At 64.1% G+C, this 15930-nt stretch carries 14 protein-coding genes; 3 read left to right on the forward strand and 11 right to left on the reverse strand.

Annotation, left to right across the window (positions count from 1 at the left end; genetic code table 11):
- Positions 1-40: 40 nt before the first annotated feature.
- The 3 genes from nagZ to AOG28_RS00945 form a co-directional block, all read right to left on the reverse strand.
- On the reverse strand, positions 41-1195 hold the full coding sequence (gene nagZ, locus AOG28_RS00935) for a beta-N-acetylhexosaminidase (RefSeq protein WP_082388117.1): 1155 nt from the start codon (positions 1193-1195) through the stop codon (positions 41-43).
- 259 nt (positions 1196-1454) lie between these two features.
- Complete coding sequence (locus AOG28_RS00940; protein ID WP_442854938.1) at positions 1455-1997, reverse strand: L,D-transpeptidase family protein; 543 nt, start codon at positions 1995-1997, stop codon at positions 1455-1457.
- Positions 1997-2674 carry a TetR/AcrR family transcriptional regulator gene (locus AOG28_RS00945; RefSeq protein WP_043331928.1) on the reverse strand — a complete coding sequence of 226 codons (678 nt, stop codon included), beginning with the start codon at positions 2672-2674 and terminating at the stop codon, positions 1997-1999. Before AOG28_RS00945 ends, AOG28_RS00940 begins: the two co-directional genes overlap by 1 nt.
- A gap of 594 nt (positions 2675-3268) precedes the next feature.
- Between AOG28_RS00945 and lexA the strand changes: the two genes are divergently transcribed.
- Complete coding sequence (gene lexA / locus AOG28_RS00950) at positions 3269-3898, forward strand: transcriptional repressor LexA (RefSeq protein WP_043332079.1); 630 nt, start codon at positions 3269-3271, stop codon at positions 3896-3898.
- 117 nt (positions 3899-4015) lie between these two features.
- On the opposite strand, the gene AOG28_RS00955 is transcribed toward lexA, so the two are convergent.
- The 3 genes from AOG28_RS00955 to topA form a co-directional block, all read right to left on the reverse strand.
- Entirely contained in the window at positions 4016-4255 is a 240-nt protein-coding gene (locus tag AOG28_RS00955; protein ID WP_052384340.1) for a hypothetical protein, read from the reverse strand.
- Positions 4256-4507: 252 nt separating this feature from the next.
- Positions 4508-4987, reverse strand: coding sequence for a DUF6586 family protein (locus tag AOG28_RS00960; RefSeq protein ID WP_054555023.1), 480 nt, complete (start codon positions 4985-4987; stop codon positions 4508-4510).
- Positions 4987-7629, reverse strand: coding sequence for a type I DNA topoisomerase (gene topA, locus AOG28_RS00965; protein WP_054555024.1), 2643 nt, complete (start codon positions 7627-7629; stop codon positions 4987-4989). Before topA ends, AOG28_RS00960 begins: the two co-directional genes overlap by 1 nt.
- Positions 7630-8401: 772 nt before the next feature.
- On the opposite strand from topA, the gene pyk reads away from it, so the two are divergent.
- A complete protein-coding gene (gene pyk / locus AOG28_RS00970) occupies positions 8402-9871 on the forward strand; it encodes a pyruvate kinase (protein WP_043331933.1) in 1470 nt (489 codons plus the stop codon).
- A gap of 79 nt (positions 9872-9950) precedes the next feature.
- Positions 9951-10424, forward strand: a complete 474-nt coding sequence (locus tag AOG28_RS00975; protein ID WP_054555025.1) for a methylglyoxal synthase — start codon at positions 9951-9953, stop codon at positions 10422-10424.
- A 265-nt stretch (positions 10425-10689) separates the two neighbouring features.
- Here the strand turns inward: AOG28_RS00975 and AOG28_RS00980 are convergent, their stop codons facing one another.
- The 5 genes from AOG28_RS00980 to oadA all read right to left on the reverse strand — a co-directional run bounded on the left by AOG28_RS00980 (position 10690) and on the right by oadA (position 15886).
- Positions 10690-11553: an isochorismatase family protein gene (locus AOG28_RS00980; RefSeq protein WP_200906711.1), complete on the reverse strand. Its 864-nt coding sequence runs from the start codon at positions 11551-11553 to the stop codon at positions 10690-10692.
- 63 nt (positions 11554-11616) lie between these two features.
- Positions 11617-12324 carry a prephenate dehydratase domain-containing protein gene (locus tag AOG28_RS00985; protein ID WP_054555027.1) on the reverse strand — a complete coding sequence of 236 codons (708 nt, stop codon included), beginning with the start codon at positions 12322-12324 and terminating at the stop codon, positions 11617-11619.
- Positions 12325-12419: 95 nt separating this feature from the next.
- Positions 12420-13172, reverse strand: a complete 753-nt coding sequence (locus tag AOG28_RS00990) for an SDR family oxidoreductase (RefSeq protein WP_054555028.1) — start codon at positions 13170-13172, stop codon at positions 12420-12422.
- A gap of 211 nt (positions 13173-13383) precedes the next feature.
- Complete coding sequence (gloA, locus tag AOG28_RS00995) at positions 13384-13935, reverse strand: lactoylglutathione lyase (RefSeq protein ID WP_054555029.1); 552 nt, start codon at positions 13933-13935, stop codon at positions 13384-13386.
- Between the two features lie 118 nt (positions 13936-14053).
- Positions 14054-15886, reverse strand: a complete 1833-nt coding sequence (gene oadA / locus AOG28_RS01000; protein ID WP_054555030.1) for a sodium-extruding oxaloacetate decarboxylase subunit alpha — start codon at positions 15884-15886, stop codon at positions 14054-14056.
- Between the last annotated feature and the right edge of the window lie 44 nt (positions 15887-15930).

The following is a 15930-nucleotide window of genomic DNA, read 5'->3' on the forward strand; positions in this document are numbered from 1 at the left end:
CTTGCCAGTCTTCGACTCGAAAAAGGCACCGCGTGCCTGATTATTGCGCGCTACCGGACTCAGAGGCCGACCGTGCGTCAGGCGCCCAAGACGCCTCGGCAGCGCCTAGCGTGCCCGAGGGCATGGCAGCCTGCTGTGATGCCTGACTGGCCGCCATCGATTCGAGGCGCGCGTGGGTGCGCCGCCAGCGCGCCAGCCCCACCAGGCCATCCAGCGTCGGGCGAGCCCGCGCATAGCGTAGCCGCGCCTGGCGCTTGCCTCGGTGGCGCTGCTCATCGTCATCGAGGCTGTCGAGCACTTCGCGCGCGGCGGCCGGGTCATTGCAGACCAGCGCCATGTCACAGCCGGCGTCCAGCGCCAGGCGCGCACGCTCTGCCGGGCCGCCTTCCGCGACGGCCGCCGCCATGCCGAGATCATCGGAGAAGATGGCGCCCTTGAAGCCGAACTCTTCGCGCAGCAGGCCCAACCAGCTGGGCGAGAAGCCCGCGGGACGTGCATCGAAATCCGGATAGATCACATGCGCCGGCATCACGCCGCCCAGGCGCTCGGCGAGGGCCGCGAAGGGCTTGAGGTCATGCTCGCGCAGCTCACGGAACGGCCGCGGATCGACCACGCGCTCCAGATGGGTATCTGCCGAGATGCCACCATGCCCCGGGTAGTGCTTGCCGACGGCGGACATGCCCGCCTCCTGCAGCCCGTCGATGAAGGCGCCGCCCACCGCGATGACGTCTTCCGGCGTGGCGCCGAAGCTGCGATCGCCAATGATGGTCGAGCCCGCCACATCGATATCCAGTACCGGCGCAAAGGTGATATCACAGCCGATGGCTGCCATTTCCATGCCCAGCAGCCAGCCGGCATCGCGTGCCAGACCCAGGCCTGCGGCCTGGGCGTCTTCACCGCAACCCTCACAGTCACGCCCGAGACAGCACTGCGCCAGGCTGCGCATCGATGGCAGGCGTGTCACACCCTCGCGCAGACGCTGGACGCGCCCGCCTTCCTGATCGATGGCGATCAACAGGTGCGGATTGACGCTGCGAATCTCGCGGCTCAGCTCCAGCACCTGCTCGGGAGAGGCGCAATTGCGCGCAAACAGGATGACGCCCCCGACGGCAGGGCGTGCCAGCAGTTCACGTTCGTCGCGGGCGAGGGTCAGCCCCGCAACATCGACCATTACGGAGCCCAGTGGCTGTGTCATGTCATCCTTCCTGTCCATGGCCTGCGGCAGTGATGTCCCGTGAAGAGAGGAATCACGACCGCCAGGACTTCATGTCTTTTACGGGGCTCGGCAGCCTGGAAGAAACGTGATGAATCAGGCTGCCAGCGCGAGGAAAGGCGCAATTCTAGCCGACTGAACCCCTATCGAACAGTCGCGGCCAGCTGCGCCCCGGCAAGGGGCTGTCACGCAGATTCCGGTGACAGCTCATGGAGGGTATCAGACTCGGGCACCAACGCCCTCAGGCATGCAGCAGTACCGGGGTTCCGGGCACAGCCTCGGCAAAGAGTCGCAGCAGGTCGTCATCACGCAAGCGAATGCAGCCGTGGGACGCCGCTACCCCCATGGGCTCCGTGCTGGGCGTGCCATGAAAATAGATGTAGCGACGCAGGCTATCGACCCGATCGCCGCGGGCATTGCGACCACGATTGACGCCGGGCTCGCGGCCGCTGAGCCACAGAATGCGCGTCAGGATCCAGTCACGCTCAGGATGCTCTAAGGCAAGCTCGGGCGTGAACACCTCGCCCGTGAAGCGCCGTCCGCGATAGACGGCGCCACGCGGATTGCCCGCTCCGATGGCGGCACGAATCACATGCCAGCCGGTTGGCGTGCAACCGCTGCCGTCGAGCTCGCCGATACCGTTGAGGCCGCTGGAGATCGCGCAGGCGTGCACCAGCGCCTCAGGGTCAGCCGCGGGGGGCGGCGCATCACGACTGCCACTCGGCATGTCATTGCGTATCTCAAGGCTTTGGCGCGAGAGATCCACCGCTACCCAGCAGGCCATCAGCTGGCCGCCTGGGTGACCGCCTCACCATCTCCGAGCGAGGCCGGCAACGGCGCTGCCATCGCCGCGACCACCACCGGCCGCATGTGCTGGATCAGCTCGCGCACCGTGGTGTGATGGCCGTACTCGGCCTCCTCGATATCGCGCAGCGCATCCAGGCCCGAGAAGGTGAAGATCACGCTGCCGAGCATGAAGTGCAGACGCCAGAAGCGCTCGTTGTCCGGCAGATCAGGCGTCGCCAGCTTCAGAAGCTCGGCGAAGCGGCTGAAGACCGTGCCGTAATGCTCGCGGATATAGCGTCGCATGTGGCCCTGCCCCTGGGTATAGGCCAGCCCGAGCAGGCGCATGAAGGTACGCAGGCTGTTGCGCTCGGCCGGCACCTCCAGCACGGTACGCGCCATCACCTCCAGCAGGACCTCCAGCGGCACCTGTCGCCCGGCGTATTGCTGCTCGACGCTGTCGAGTGCCGCGTGGAAACGTTCACTGAACGGGTCGAGATAGCGTGCGAAGACCGCCTGGATCAGCGATTTCTTGGAGCCGAAGTGGTAGTTCACCGCCGCCAGATTGACCTTGGCCTTGCTGGTGATGTTGCGCAGTGAGGTCTCGGCGAAGCCGCGCTCGGCGAACAGCACCTCGGCAGTATCGAGGATGCGGGTAACGGTATCGGTCTGGGCCATGGGCGGAACCCTTGTCAGGTAGAAAAGGACTGGAGTCGTAGGTCACGGCGCAAGCCCCGCGCGGCGACTCTCTCATGAGGTGGTGCAGGTTCACCGCAAGGCGCGTTCGATCATGACACCCGTGAGTACTACCATCGGCGAACATTCGTTTGAAACACTTTGATTCTAGCGCGCCATGCCATGACTGACAATTCTCTCGCGTTTCAAACGCCAGAGGTTTAGCCAAGCCTGATATTCCCTCAGCGCTGACCATCCCGATTCAAGGGCTCGTCATGCTCGGTGACTGACCACCCCGCCAGAGCCAGGCCGGGTTCATCTCCAGACATTCATCTCCCGACATTCATCTCCAGACATTCATCTCCAGACATTCATCTCCAGGCATTCACTTCCAGACATTCCCTTCAAGAAAGAATGCCTCGGATATCGGCACGAAAAGTCGCCAGGCAGCGATAAGCCGGCGACTACCTGCCCTTTGGGGCCACCACGCAAGCCACGATGCCTTGCATGACCGCCATGACTGGATACAATGACAGTTGTATGGATGCACACCCCGTGCCGTCAGCTCAAGATGCCGCCCAGGCCAAAGGCAATGCCATGACCCAGCCGCTTACTCCGCGCCAGCAGGATGTCTTCGACTTCATCATCAAGACCATCAAGTCCTCTGGCTACCCGCCGACGCGGGCCGAAATCGCCCAGGCGCTGGGCTTCCGCTCGCCGAATGCCGCCGAGGAGCATCTGCGTGCCCTCAAGCGCAAGGGCGCCATCGAGATGGTGCCGGGCACCTCACGCGGCATTCGCGTGCCGTCGCTGGCTGACGTCGACGACAGCGCCAACGATGGCCTGCCGGTGATCGGGGAAGTGGCCGCCGGCAGCCCGATTCTTGCCAGCGAGCATATCGACCGTCATTGTCCGCTACCGAGCGACTACTTCTCGCCGGCTGCCGACTACCTGCTGCGTGTACGCGGCGTGTCGATGAAGGACGTGGGAATTCTGGAAGGCGACCTGCTGGCCGTGCACCGCACCAGCAGCGTGCGTGACGGCCAGATCGTGGTGGCACGTCTGGGGGATGAGGTCACCGTCAAGCGCTTCCGCCGTGACGGACATTACGTGTGGCTGGAAGCCGAGAACGAGGATTTCTCGCCGATCAAGGTCGACCTGCGCACGGACAGCCTGGAGATCGAGGGTCTCGGGGTGGGCGTCATCCGCGATGGTGGCCTGCACTGAGACCTTGACCAGTAGCGCTTTTCTCGCAGAGTTCTGAGCAGCAGAAAAGCCGCACGCATTGCACAAAAAAACCCGCCTCGAGGCGGGTTTTTTTGTGCGCGAAGCGCGAGCGATGAATCAGTGCACGATGCCTTCTGACTGCTCGTCTTCGTCTTCTTCGCCATCCCAGAGGCGAGTCCGGGTGATGGCGTGGTCGATCATCTCACGCGCGACCTCGAAACGATTGTCACGCAGCAGATCAGCGGCCTCGTCCGAAATGCGAATGCTGAGCAGCGGCTCACCTTCGCTTTCCGCGGCGCGCAGAATCACTTCACCATCTTCCATTTGCACAATTTCAAGTACGGCGGGATCGGACACGTCATTCCTCCTGCACGGCATCTCGCGAGATACCGGCGTCGTTGTAATCGTCAGCGCGACGGCTGGCAAGCCCGGCACCGCGTTGCCATCAGCGACGCAGAAAAAAGTACGACCACAGCCAGAGCCATGGTCGTACCGGAGAATGCAGGGCTTGCCACAATGCGATCAGTCTAGCACCCGTGAAGGCGAAACGTCACCCGATTGCCATGCGCCAGTCATCACCAGCGTGCAGCACCAGATCAGCGCCTTGACCTACCACTCGACACTCGACTCACGCAGCTGCGGCAGCAGCGCCTTGAATGCCGTGATGGCGGCGCTGAGACGCTCGGCCAGCGAGGCGCTCGAGGCTGCCGCGATGATCAGACCATCACCCCGCGAACGCGATTCCTCGCGACGCGCGACGCCGCCCTCTTCATGCAGGCGGGTCACATCCGCGACCAGCTCAGACAACCAGCTGTCGGGGCGCTCCAGCAGGCTGCGCAGCTGCTCGACCTCGGCGATGGGCGTCGGCGGCGGCGCCAGGCGCTCGCGCCAGCTACCCTCTGGCCAGCGCGCCGTCACGGCACATTCTTCCAGCAATGACGCCAGCGCCAGCTCCAGCAGGGCGAGCGCGCCCTCTTCACCGGCCATGCGACGCGCCACGGCATGCTCATCGTCGCCAGAGGCTGCTGACTGGGCCAGCAGCAACTCGGCCTGATACAGCAGCTGATTGGTACGGGCACGCTGGCTCATCAGCTCTTGGCTCCCTTGCGCTTGTCCTCGACGACCCAGCGGCCGTTGTCGTAGGTCGCCTTCCAACCGGTCGCCTTGCCTTCCTCATCGGTCATGACGTATTGAGCCTTGACCTTGCGCGAGAAGCGAATCTGCGCCGGACGTCCGTCCGGGTCCTGGTCCGGGGCCTCGAGAATGAAGTGATACTTCTCCGGCAGCTCGTCGGCATGCGCCTTGAGCTCCTTGACCAGCGGCGGACGCGTCTCGCGATTCTTGGGGAACTGACTGGCCGCCAGGAACAGGCCACTGGCGCCATCGCGCAGCACGTAGTGGTCCTCGACCTTGACGCAGGCAAGTTCCGGCATCGGAATCGGGTCCATCTTCGGCGGCGCCACTTCACCGGACTTGAGCAGCTTGCGGGTGTTCTTGCAATTCTCGTTGGTGCAGCCGAAGTACTTGCCGAAACGCCCGGTCTTGAGCTGCATGTCGGAGCCGCACTTGTCGCACTCGATCACCGGGCCATCGTAGCCCTTGATGCGGAACTGACCTTCCTCGACCTCGTGACCGACACAGTCCGGGCTATTGCCGCAGACGTGCAGCTTGCGCTGCTCGTCGATCAGGTAGCTGTCCATCGCGGTGGCGCAGATCGGGCAGCGACGCTTGGCGCGCAGCGCATCCGTCTCGGCATCTTCACCGGCATCGGCCGCCACGGCTTCATCGCCCGGCAGCAGATCGATGGTGGTCTTGCAGCGCTCCTTGGGCGGCAGGTTGTAGCCGGAACAGCCCAGGAAGACTCCGGTCGAGGCGGTACGAATCTGCATCTCACGCCCACAGGTCGGGCAGGCGATGTCCGTCGGCACCGGCTGGTTGGGACGCATGCCCTCTTCGGACTGGGCGTGGTCCAGCTCGGCCTTGAACTCGGCGTAGAAGGTGTCCAGCAGCTCGCGCCAGTTGCGCCCGCCGTTGGCCACCTCATCGAGATAGTCTTCCATACGCGCCGTGAAGCCGAAGTCCATCAGGTCCTTGAAGGACTCGCTGAGGCGATCGGTGACGATATCGCCCAGTTTCTCGGCATAGAAGCGACGGTTTTCCAGCGCCACGTAGCCACGGTCCTGGATGGTGGAGATGATGGCGGCATAGGTGGACGGACGACCGATACCGCGCTTTTCCAGCTCCTTGACCAGGCTGGCCTCGGTGTAACGCGCCGTGGGCTTGGTGAAGTGCTGCAGCGGCTGCAGCTCGACCAGGTCCAGCTTCTCGCCGATGGCGAGGTCCGGCAGCGACTGGTCCTCTTCCTTCTTGCCCATCGGCTTCATGACACGCGTGTAACCGTCGAACTTGAGCACACGGCCCTTGGCACGCAGCTCGTAGCCATTCACTTCGATGGTCAGCGTGGAGGACAGGTATTCGGCCGGCAGCATCTGACAGGCCACGAACTGACGCCAGATCAGCTCATACAGCCGCTCGGCGTCACGCTCCATGCCGGCGAGATCGGTGGCGCGGCGCGACACTTCGGAAGGACGAATCGCTTCGTGCGCTTCCTGGGCGCCTTCCTTGCTGGAGTAGACGTTGGCCGCTTCCGGCAGGTAGTTGCTGCCGTATTCTTCACTGATGAAGTCGCGCGCCGTGGCCACCGCGTCCGCCGACAGATTGGTCGAGTCGGTACGCATGTAGGTGATGTAACCCGCCTCGTAGAGACGCTGGGCCATCATCATGGTCTTCTTGACCGAGAAGCCGAGACGACCACTGGCCGCCTGCTGCAGGGTCGAGGTGATGAACGGTGCGTTCGGCTTGGAGCGCGTCGGCTTGTCTTCACGATTGGTGATCGCGAGCTTGGCCGTGCGCAGAGCCGCGATGCGGTCCATCGTCTCCTTCTCGCTGGTCGGACGGAAGGCCTTGCCATCCTGACGCGCCAGCTCGAAACGGATCGCCTCACCACTGGCGGCGGCCAGCTCAGCGTGGACATCCCAGAACTCTTCGGGGATGAAGGCGCGGATCTCGCGCTCACGCTCGACGATCAGACGCACGGCAACCGACTGCACACGCCCGGCGGACAGACCACGAGCGACCTTGGCCCACAGCAGCGGCGAGACCATGAAGCCGACGACGCGATCCAGATAACGGCGTGCCTGCTGGGCATGCACGCGGTCCATCTTCAGCTCGCCCGGCTCATCGAAGGCCGCCGTGATCGCCTTCTTGGTGATCTCGTTGAACACCACGCGCTTGTAACGCGAATCGTCGCCACCGATGGTCTCGCGCAGGTGCCAGGCAATCGCCTCACCTTCGCGGTCCAGATCCGTCGCGAGATAGATGGTGTCGGCTTTCTCGGCCAGACGCGTCAGCTCGGAAACGACCTTTTCCTTGCCGGGCAGGATCTCGTAATGCGCCTCCCAGCCATTCTCCGGGTCGACCCCCATGCGGCGGATCAACTGGGTCTTGGCCTTCTGCGCCTTGTGAGCCGCCTTGACCTCGGGCGACATCTTGCGAGTCTCCGCCGCCTGACGGGCACGTTCCTTGGGGTCGGTGGCCTGCTTGCCGCTACCGCTGGTCGGCAGGTCGCGGATGTGCCCGACACTCGACTTCACCACGAAGTCGTTGCCGAGATACTTGTTGATGGTCTTGGCCTTGGCGGGCGACTCGACGATCACCAGTGACTTGCCCATGGTTGCTCGCATCTCCTGGCCGGCGCTGATTGCGCCGGCGAATGACTCGTCGCGCTGGGTTTTGTCCCAGCCGAAAAATGCGCCTACCCTACCCCAGCATTTCAGCGCTGACCAGCAATGTTGAGACTGACGCCTCGTCAGGGCGGCTCGACAGGGCGCCTCTGCGACAGCCTCGAGACATGCCATGCCACCCGCCATGTCAGCGTGCGGCTTGCGCCGAATGACATCGACAGCCGTCAGGCATGTGGTCGTGGCAATCCGGCATTCGAGCCGGGTTTGAGCATAGGTCATCAACGCATGGCAGCGGTCAACGGGCCCGATACACGGGGCCGATACAGGGTCTGCGCTGGGCCGATGAGCGGAAATTTCGCCCAGCAGGGTATTGCCACTATATAGGTAGCACTGGAATGGCTGTCAGTGAAAGCCAGCCGGCGGACATTGGCGTGACGGGGCGGTCACCACGACGCTGCCGCAGAGAGCATGCGACGCCTGGCCGTCAGGCGTCGAAATGACGGGCCGCGCCCGCATGGCGCAGCGCGGCATACCCTAGCGCCCCAGCCCATGTCCGCGTACCCGCGACAACGTATTCGCAACAATCGCTCGGCATACTTCACGTCACCCCTTGCAGTCCCGATCGTGATCACGAGAATGGACAACGACAGCCGACGATACTCGACAGGCTCCCTTTCAGCCTTCAATGTAGTAAAATGACAACAACCTGGTTTGCGTTTTCAGCCAGTCCATCACGCCAGTGTTCAAGGAGTATGCTTTCATGCCGCACGCGTTCAACGGCCCGATCCGCCGCACCAAGATTGTCGCCACTCTCGGCCCTGCCAGTGACAAGCCGGGTGTGCTCGACGCGATGATTCGTGCCGGAGTCGATGTGGTACGCCTCAACTTCTCCCACGGTAGCCCCGAAGATCACCGCATGCGCGCCGAGGCCGTACGTCAGGCCGCCGCCGCCCAGGGCCGCAGCGTCGCCGTGCTGGGCGACCTGCAGGGTCCGAAGATCCGCATCGCGCGCTTCAAGGATACCGCCGTCAAGCTGAGCGAAGGCCAGCCGTTCATCCTCGATATCGGCCTGGGCCGTGATGAAGGTACCGTCGAGCGTGTCGGCTGTGACTACCAGGAACTGGCCGATGACGTGGTCGCGGGCGACGTGCTGCTGCTCGACGATGGCCGTGTGGTGCTTGAGGTCAATGAGCTCAAGGGCAACGAGATCCACACCACCGTCAAGGTCGGCGGCAAGCTGTCCAACAACAAGGGCATCAACAAGCAAGGCGGCGGCCTGTCTGCCGAAGCCCTGACCGACAAGGACAAGGCTGACCTGAAGACCGCCATCGATATCGGCGTCGACTATCTGGCCGTGTCCTTCCCGCGCAGCGGCGCCGACATGCAGCTGGCCCGTGAGCTGCTGGGCGAGGAAGGTCGTGACATCGGCCTGATCGCCAAGGTCGAGCGCGCCGAAGCCGTGGCCGACGACGCCGTGCTGGATGGCATCATCCTCGCCAGTGAAGGCGTGATGGTGGCGCGTGGCGATCTGGGCGTCGAGATTGGCGATGCTCAGCTGATCGGCGTGCAGAAGCGCATGATCCGCCGCGCGCGCAGCCTCAACCGCGTAGTCATCACGGCCACCCAGATGATGGAATCCATGATCAGCGCGCCGCTGCCGACCCGCGCCGAAGTCTTCGACGTCGCCAATGCCGTGCTCGACGGCACCGACGCCGTGATGCTGTCGGCCGAGACCGCCGCCGGCGACTTCCCGGTCGAGACCATCGAGACCATGGATCGCGTCTGCCTGGGCGCCGAACGTGAGCGTGCCGCGCAGGAATCCCAGCACCGCATCCACGAAGGCTTCAGCAAGACCGACGAGACCATCGCGCTGTCCGCGATGTATGCCGCCAACCACCTGACCGGTGTCGTGGCCATCGTGTGCATGACGGAATCCGGCTATACCCCGCTGATCGCCTCGCGCATCCGCTCCGGTCTGCCCATCGTCGGCCTGGCGCAGGACCAGAAGACCCAGCGTCGCATGGCCCTCTACCGCGGCGTGGTGTCACTGCCCTTCGATTCCAGCGAATTGCCGGCGGCGGAAATCAATCGTCGCGCCATCGCGGAGCTGGAAGCCCGTGGCATCGCGACTCGCGGTGACCTGGTGATCCTGACCCGTGGCGACCAGATGAACGCACATGGCGGCACCAACACCATGAAGATCGTCACTGTCGGCAGCACCATCGACTGATCGGCCTCGCTGGCCTCCCGCCCCGGGCCTTTCAGGGCGGGAGGCCAGCGACATTGCCCCATCCTCAGGAGGTCAGGGAATGAGCGAACAACGACCCAAGCGCCAGGCACGGCGCACCCTGCCAGCACGCAAGCGCATTGCGCTGGTGGCGCACGATGGCAAGAAGGATGAAATGCTGGCGTGGGCCAATCGCTGGCGCGATGAGCTGTCCCGCCACCAGCTGCTGGGCACGGGCACGACTGCCCGCCGCATCAGCAAGGAGCTGGGTCTCGAGGTCGAGGGCTTGCTGAGCGGCCCGCTGGGCGGTGATCAGCAGATCGGCGCGCGCATCGCCGAAGGCAATCTGGACCTGCTGGTCTTCCTGTGGGACCCGTTCGCGCCGATGCCGCACGATCCTGACGTCAAGGCGCTGCTGCGCCTGGCGGCATTGTGGAACGTGCCGGTCGCCAGCAATGCGGCCAGCGCGGACTTCCTCTTCCACTCGAAGTTGATCTCCGAGGAAGTCGAAGTGGCCGTGCCGGACGCTAATGACTGGGTCAGCACCCGCGCCTGAATGACGCTGGCTGTCGCCCCATGAAAACGCCGCCTGCTCGCAAGAGAGGCGGCGTTTTCATGGCCAGATGTTGTAATCAAACTACCTTTTGCGCAGATGGGCGGCATTGCCTGCGCGGCCTCTGACGAAATTGCTGCCTTCCTGCCACCTTCCCAGCTCTTCCTCTCTCCACTTTCACGCTATCCCGCTATCCCGCTATCCCGCTATCCGGCGACGCTATGCGAGAGACGCAGCTCAATCCATGACAGCAGCTCACGACATCTGCTCAAGAAGTCAGCTCAAGCTGACTGGCGATCACCGCACCACGTGCCGCCATGCAGTAAAGCCCGATGTGATGACTGTCTGCCTGGGGATGCGTCGCCGTATCGGGGAGCCCCAGCTGCGCGACCACCTCGGCCGGCAGGTCGTAGGTGGCACAGCCGGGCTCCAGCACCACGATGTCACGCACCTTGCCCAACAGGCCGTGATTGCGCGCCGACAGCAACGTCAATACCAGGTCCATCACGCAGATATCGGTGCAGATGCCTACCACGACCAGGGTTTCCAGCCCTTCGTCGCTCACCCACTCCTGCAGCGCATTGACCTGGGTATGGGGATCAATCGCGCCGACATAGCCATTGATGCAGTCCTTGCGCACCAGCGTGGCCTGCGGCTCCTCCTCCAGCCAGGCAAGTTCCGCCACCAGCTCATCCTCGCCACTGCCCTGCTCACAATGGGCGGGATAAGGCGGCTCCGGCTTGCCCGGCGCATGGGAATCAATGAAGGCCAGCAAGGGGCGTCTGCGCTCACTGAAGGTTCGCGCCAGCGTATCGCTGAGGGCGATCATCCTGCTGACCTGGGCATTGGGCGCCTGAGGCGCCAGCGCACCGCCTGCGACCTGACAGAAGCCGTTGATCTCATCGACGATGATCAGCCCGGCCGTCGGCAGCGAGACCGGCACCACGGCCGGCCGCACCGGCAGGCGGGCATCAAGCTCGCCGGAGGTCATCCACTCGGCGGGAGTGGCAGGAATGCGTTGCACCACGCAGGACGCCGCGACATCGGATGAAGTCGCGGCGTCCTGCGTCTCTGGTGTAGAGGATGCGGAGGATACGGAGGGTGCGGATGAGCGCTGGTCGGAAGACACCATGCAAAAGGCCTCTGATGACGAATGGCCTTCAGCATAACGGAACTCAGGGCCGAGCGGCGAGCCTCATCCGGTGGGCTCGCTGGCACCGGACAGCACGGCGTTACCCTGCCCTTCATCCACCGTGGCATCACAGGAAAAGCACTGGCCGCGCACCCGCGCGTGATCACGCCTCAGTACCGCGAATTGCGCCACACGGCCAGGGTCATCCTCGATGCGCTGCGCGAGGCACACAAGCCCCGGGCGACGCGCCAGTGATGGCGGCGCGATGGCCAGCGTATCGCTGCGACTCTCTGCCATGTCCAGCGCATCCGCCATGTGCAGGCACTCCACCCGCTCGACCTCCGGCAGGTTCTGCTGCAGCCAGGCATCGCACTCTTCAAACAGGGCCTCGCGCGCCACGATACGCCTCACCGCTGACGGTGAAGCCCCGGGCGGCCCCAGCAGACTAAGACTGATGGCACGGAAGACGCGCCGCTCGACGCAGATGCCCGTCCAGAAGGCCAGCGCCTGATGCGTGGTGCGCACCGGACGCTGATGCCCACGCGACCAGGGCACCACGGCGGTATCGATCTCGCCTTCCGCCAGCGCCCTGATGACTTCGTCGATGCCTGCGTAAGCCTTGAGCTGGGCGTCGTTGGCATAGAGCTTGAGCGCGCACTCGCGCGAGTAACCCCCAAGGTGCCCGGGATAACCCACGCGCAAACCATCGGGAGCCGGGATCACGCCCTGCGGCGAGATATCGCCGTGGACTTCGCTAGCTGTCACCTTCATACCAGCCCCTCATGCCAATGTCTGAACAAACCTCATCCTGACAACAGCATAGCCGCAAACATGGGCGGTGTTAGGCAAAACCCACCTCGGCGACCTCAGGCAAAGCCGCCATTGGCACCGATGACCTGGCCACTCACCCAGCCGGCATCTTCGCTGGCAAGCCAGGCCACCACGGCTGCGACATCCTGCGGGTCCGCAATGCGCCCCAGCGCCGCCATGCCCTTGAGGCGCTCGATGGTCTCTTCACTCTTGCCATGACGAAACAGGCCGGTGTCCGTCGGGCCCGGTGCCACGGCATTGACCGTGATGCCTCGCTCGCCGACTTCCTTGGCCAGCACCCGTGTCAGCTGGTCCACTGCGGCCTTGGAAGCCGCATAGGGCCCATAGGTCGCGAACATCTGCCGCGTCACCGAGGTGGAAATGTTGATCACACGTCCGTCATCGCGCAGATGCCGCGCCGCCTCACGCATCAGATTGAAGGAGCCGGTCAGATTGGCCTGCATCAGGTTGGCGAAGTCGTCATCCGTGAAATCGGCGATGGGCTTGTAGATGCTCATGCCGGCATTGTTGACCAGGATATCCACCCCGCCGTACACGCGCCGGGCTTCGGTGAACAATTGTGCCGCGTCGCTGCTGACACCGACATCGGCCTGAACGGCGATCGCCTTGCCGCCCCGCGACTCGATATCCGTCACGACCTGCAAGGCACCATCACTGTCGCTGCGATAGTTGACGATGACGTGAGCGCCGTCCGCCGCCAGACGCTGCGCGATCCCGGCGCCGATCCCGCGTGAAGCCCCACTGACTACCGCCACCTTGCCGCTCAACCGCTGTGCATTCTCCGACATAGCTGTCTCCTCTTTCGTCATGGGCGATCGATCTCAAGGACCATCGATCTCAAGGACCATCAATAATGAGCGCCTTGCGAGTGTCAGTCAGACATCATCATTGCAGCAAGCGAATGCCGCTGACACCCCTGCAACACAAGGTTTCGTATAAACGAAAAACCGCCACCCCGGACATGCCGGTGGTGGCGGTTGTTTACAGCGGCGGCCTGCCTCAGGCTTCGCCGTTGGCCTGACGCTCGAAGGTATCGGCACGCAGGATCTCGATCCAGTAGCCATCGGGGTCCTTCACGAAGGCCAGACCCTTCATCTTGCCATCGTCGGGACGCTTGACGAACTCGACGCCCAGCGACTCGAAACGCTCGGCAGCCGCGTAGACATCCGGCACGCTGACCCCGATATGGCCGAAGCCCTGCGGTTGGGCGTTGCCGTCATGGTAGGCGAAATCCGGGTCATTCTCGGTGCCCCAGTTATGGGTCAGCTCCAGCATCGCCTCACGCCCAAAGGTGTAGGTGGTGCGCTTCAGGTCATCACCGGGCACTTCACTGGCCTGGTCGTCATCCAGATAGGCGAGGAAATAGAGACTGAACTGCATTTCCGGGAAGTCGAGCTTGCGCACCAGACGCATCCCCAGCACGCGGGTGTAGAAATCCAGGCTGCGCACGGGGTCCTTGATGCGCAGCATGGTCTGGTTGAAGACGTAGCCACGGGTGGCCGGGTCAATCTGCTCACTCAGGCCGGGAACCTGCTCGAAATGTGTTGCCATGTTGGTCCTTCCACAGGAAAGGACGGCAGAGCCTCGAAGATGCCCGGCCGCCCCTAGTGATCGTATAGCTGTCAGATGGTGACGGCGGTCAGATTTTGCAACCTCGCCGCCGCTGGCATCACGCGATCTCGATCAGCACTTCCCCCGGCGTGACACGATCGCCACGCGCGACATGAATGGCCTTGACGGTACCGTCGACACGCGCGGCGATCTCGGTCTCCATCTTCATCGCCTCACTGATCAGCACCGACTGGCCCGCGGTGACGCTGTCACCGACCGCGACCAATACCTCGACGATGTTGCCCGGCATCGCGGTGGTGACATGGCCCGGCGCCGAGGCGCTGGCACGTCCGCCGCTCTGGCCGCCCGCCACGTAATCGTCCTTGGCCTCGAACACCACCTCTTCGGGCATGCCGTCCAGGGTCAGGTAGACGTGACGCTTGCTGCCCTTGGCGCCGCCGACGCCGGTGATCTGCACCGCGTAGGACTCGCCGTGCACGTCGATGACGAACTCGGTCGGCACGCCAGAGGTCACCGGGCGTTCCGCCTCGCCCTGGGGGATGATTTCCGGTGTGAGCGTGCCGGCGCGGCGCTCGTTGAGGAAATCACGTCCCAGCTCCGGGAACATGGCGAAGGTCAGCACGTCCTCGGGGGACTCGGCCAGCTCGCCCAGCTCCTCGGTGAGGCGCGTCATCTCCGGCGCGAGCAGGTCAGCCGGGCGCCCGACTTCCACAGGCGCGTTGCCGATGGCACGCGAGCGGACCTCTTCGTTGACCGGTGCCGGCGCCTGGCCATAACCGCCCTGCAGGTAGCGCTTCACCTCGTTGGTGATGCTCTTGTAGCGCTCGCCGGTCAGCACGTTGAGTACCGCCTGGGTGCCGACGATCTGCGAGGTCGGGGTGACCAGCGGCGGGTAGCCGAGATCGGCACGCACACGCGGAATCTCATCGAACACCTCGCGGATGCGCTCCAGGGCGTTCTGCTCCTTCAGCTGGCTGGCCAGGTTGGACATCATGCCGCCAGGGATCTGACTGATCTGGACCGAGACATCCTCGCGGGTGAATTCGCTCTCGAAGGCCGAGTACTTGCTGCGCACCTCGTGGAAGTAATCGCCGATCTCGCGCAGCGACTCCAGCTCAAGGCCGGTATCCCACTGGGTGCCGCGCAGCGAGGCCACGAAGGATTCGGTGGCCGGATGGCTGGTGCCGCCGGCGAAGGCCGAGATACAGGTGTCGATATGGCGACAGCCCGCCTCGACGGCCTTGATCTGGCATTGCGGCGCCAGGCCCGCCGTGGCGTGGCTGTGCAGGTGGATCGGCACCTCGACCGCCTCGACCAGCGCGCTGACCAGGTCGTAGGTGGCGTACGGCGTCAGCAGGCCGGCCATGTCCTTGATGGCGATGGAATCGGCTCCCATCTCGACCAGCTTGCGCGCCTGCTCGACGTACATCTCCAGCGTATGCACCGGGCTTACGGTGTAGCAGATGGTGCCCTGGGCGTGCTTGCCGGCCTTCTTGACCGCGCGCATGGCGGTTTCCATGTTGCGCAGGTCATTCAGGGCATCGAAGACACGGAAGATATCGATGCCACCAGCCGCGGCGCGCTCGACGAAGGCCTCCACCACATCATCGGCGTAGTGACGATAGCCGAGCAGGTTCTGGCCGCGCAGCAGCATCTGCAGCGGGGTGTTGGGCATGGCTTCCTTGAGCGCTTTCAGGCGCGCCCAGGGGTCTTCCTTCAAAAAACGCACGCAGGCATCGAAGGTCGCGCCGCCCCACACTTCGAGACTGTAGAAACCGGCCTGATCGAGGCGCGCGGCAATCGGCAGCATGTCCTCGGTGCGCATGCGGGTCGCGATCAACGATTGGTGGCCATCGCGCAGCACGACTTCGGTGACCTTGACGCGCTCGGCGTGATCGACGGCGTTGGTGTTGGGGGTTGCAGCTGTCATGTCTGGGGTCCTTCTAATTGTTGGCTACGTGAACCGGGGGAAGC

Source organism: Cobetia sp. UCD-24C (genome assembly GCF_001306765.1).
In the GTDB taxonomy this organism is placed as follows: Bacteria; Pseudomonadota; Gammaproteobacteria; order Pseudomonadales; family Halomonadaceae; genus Cobetia; species Cobetia amphilecti.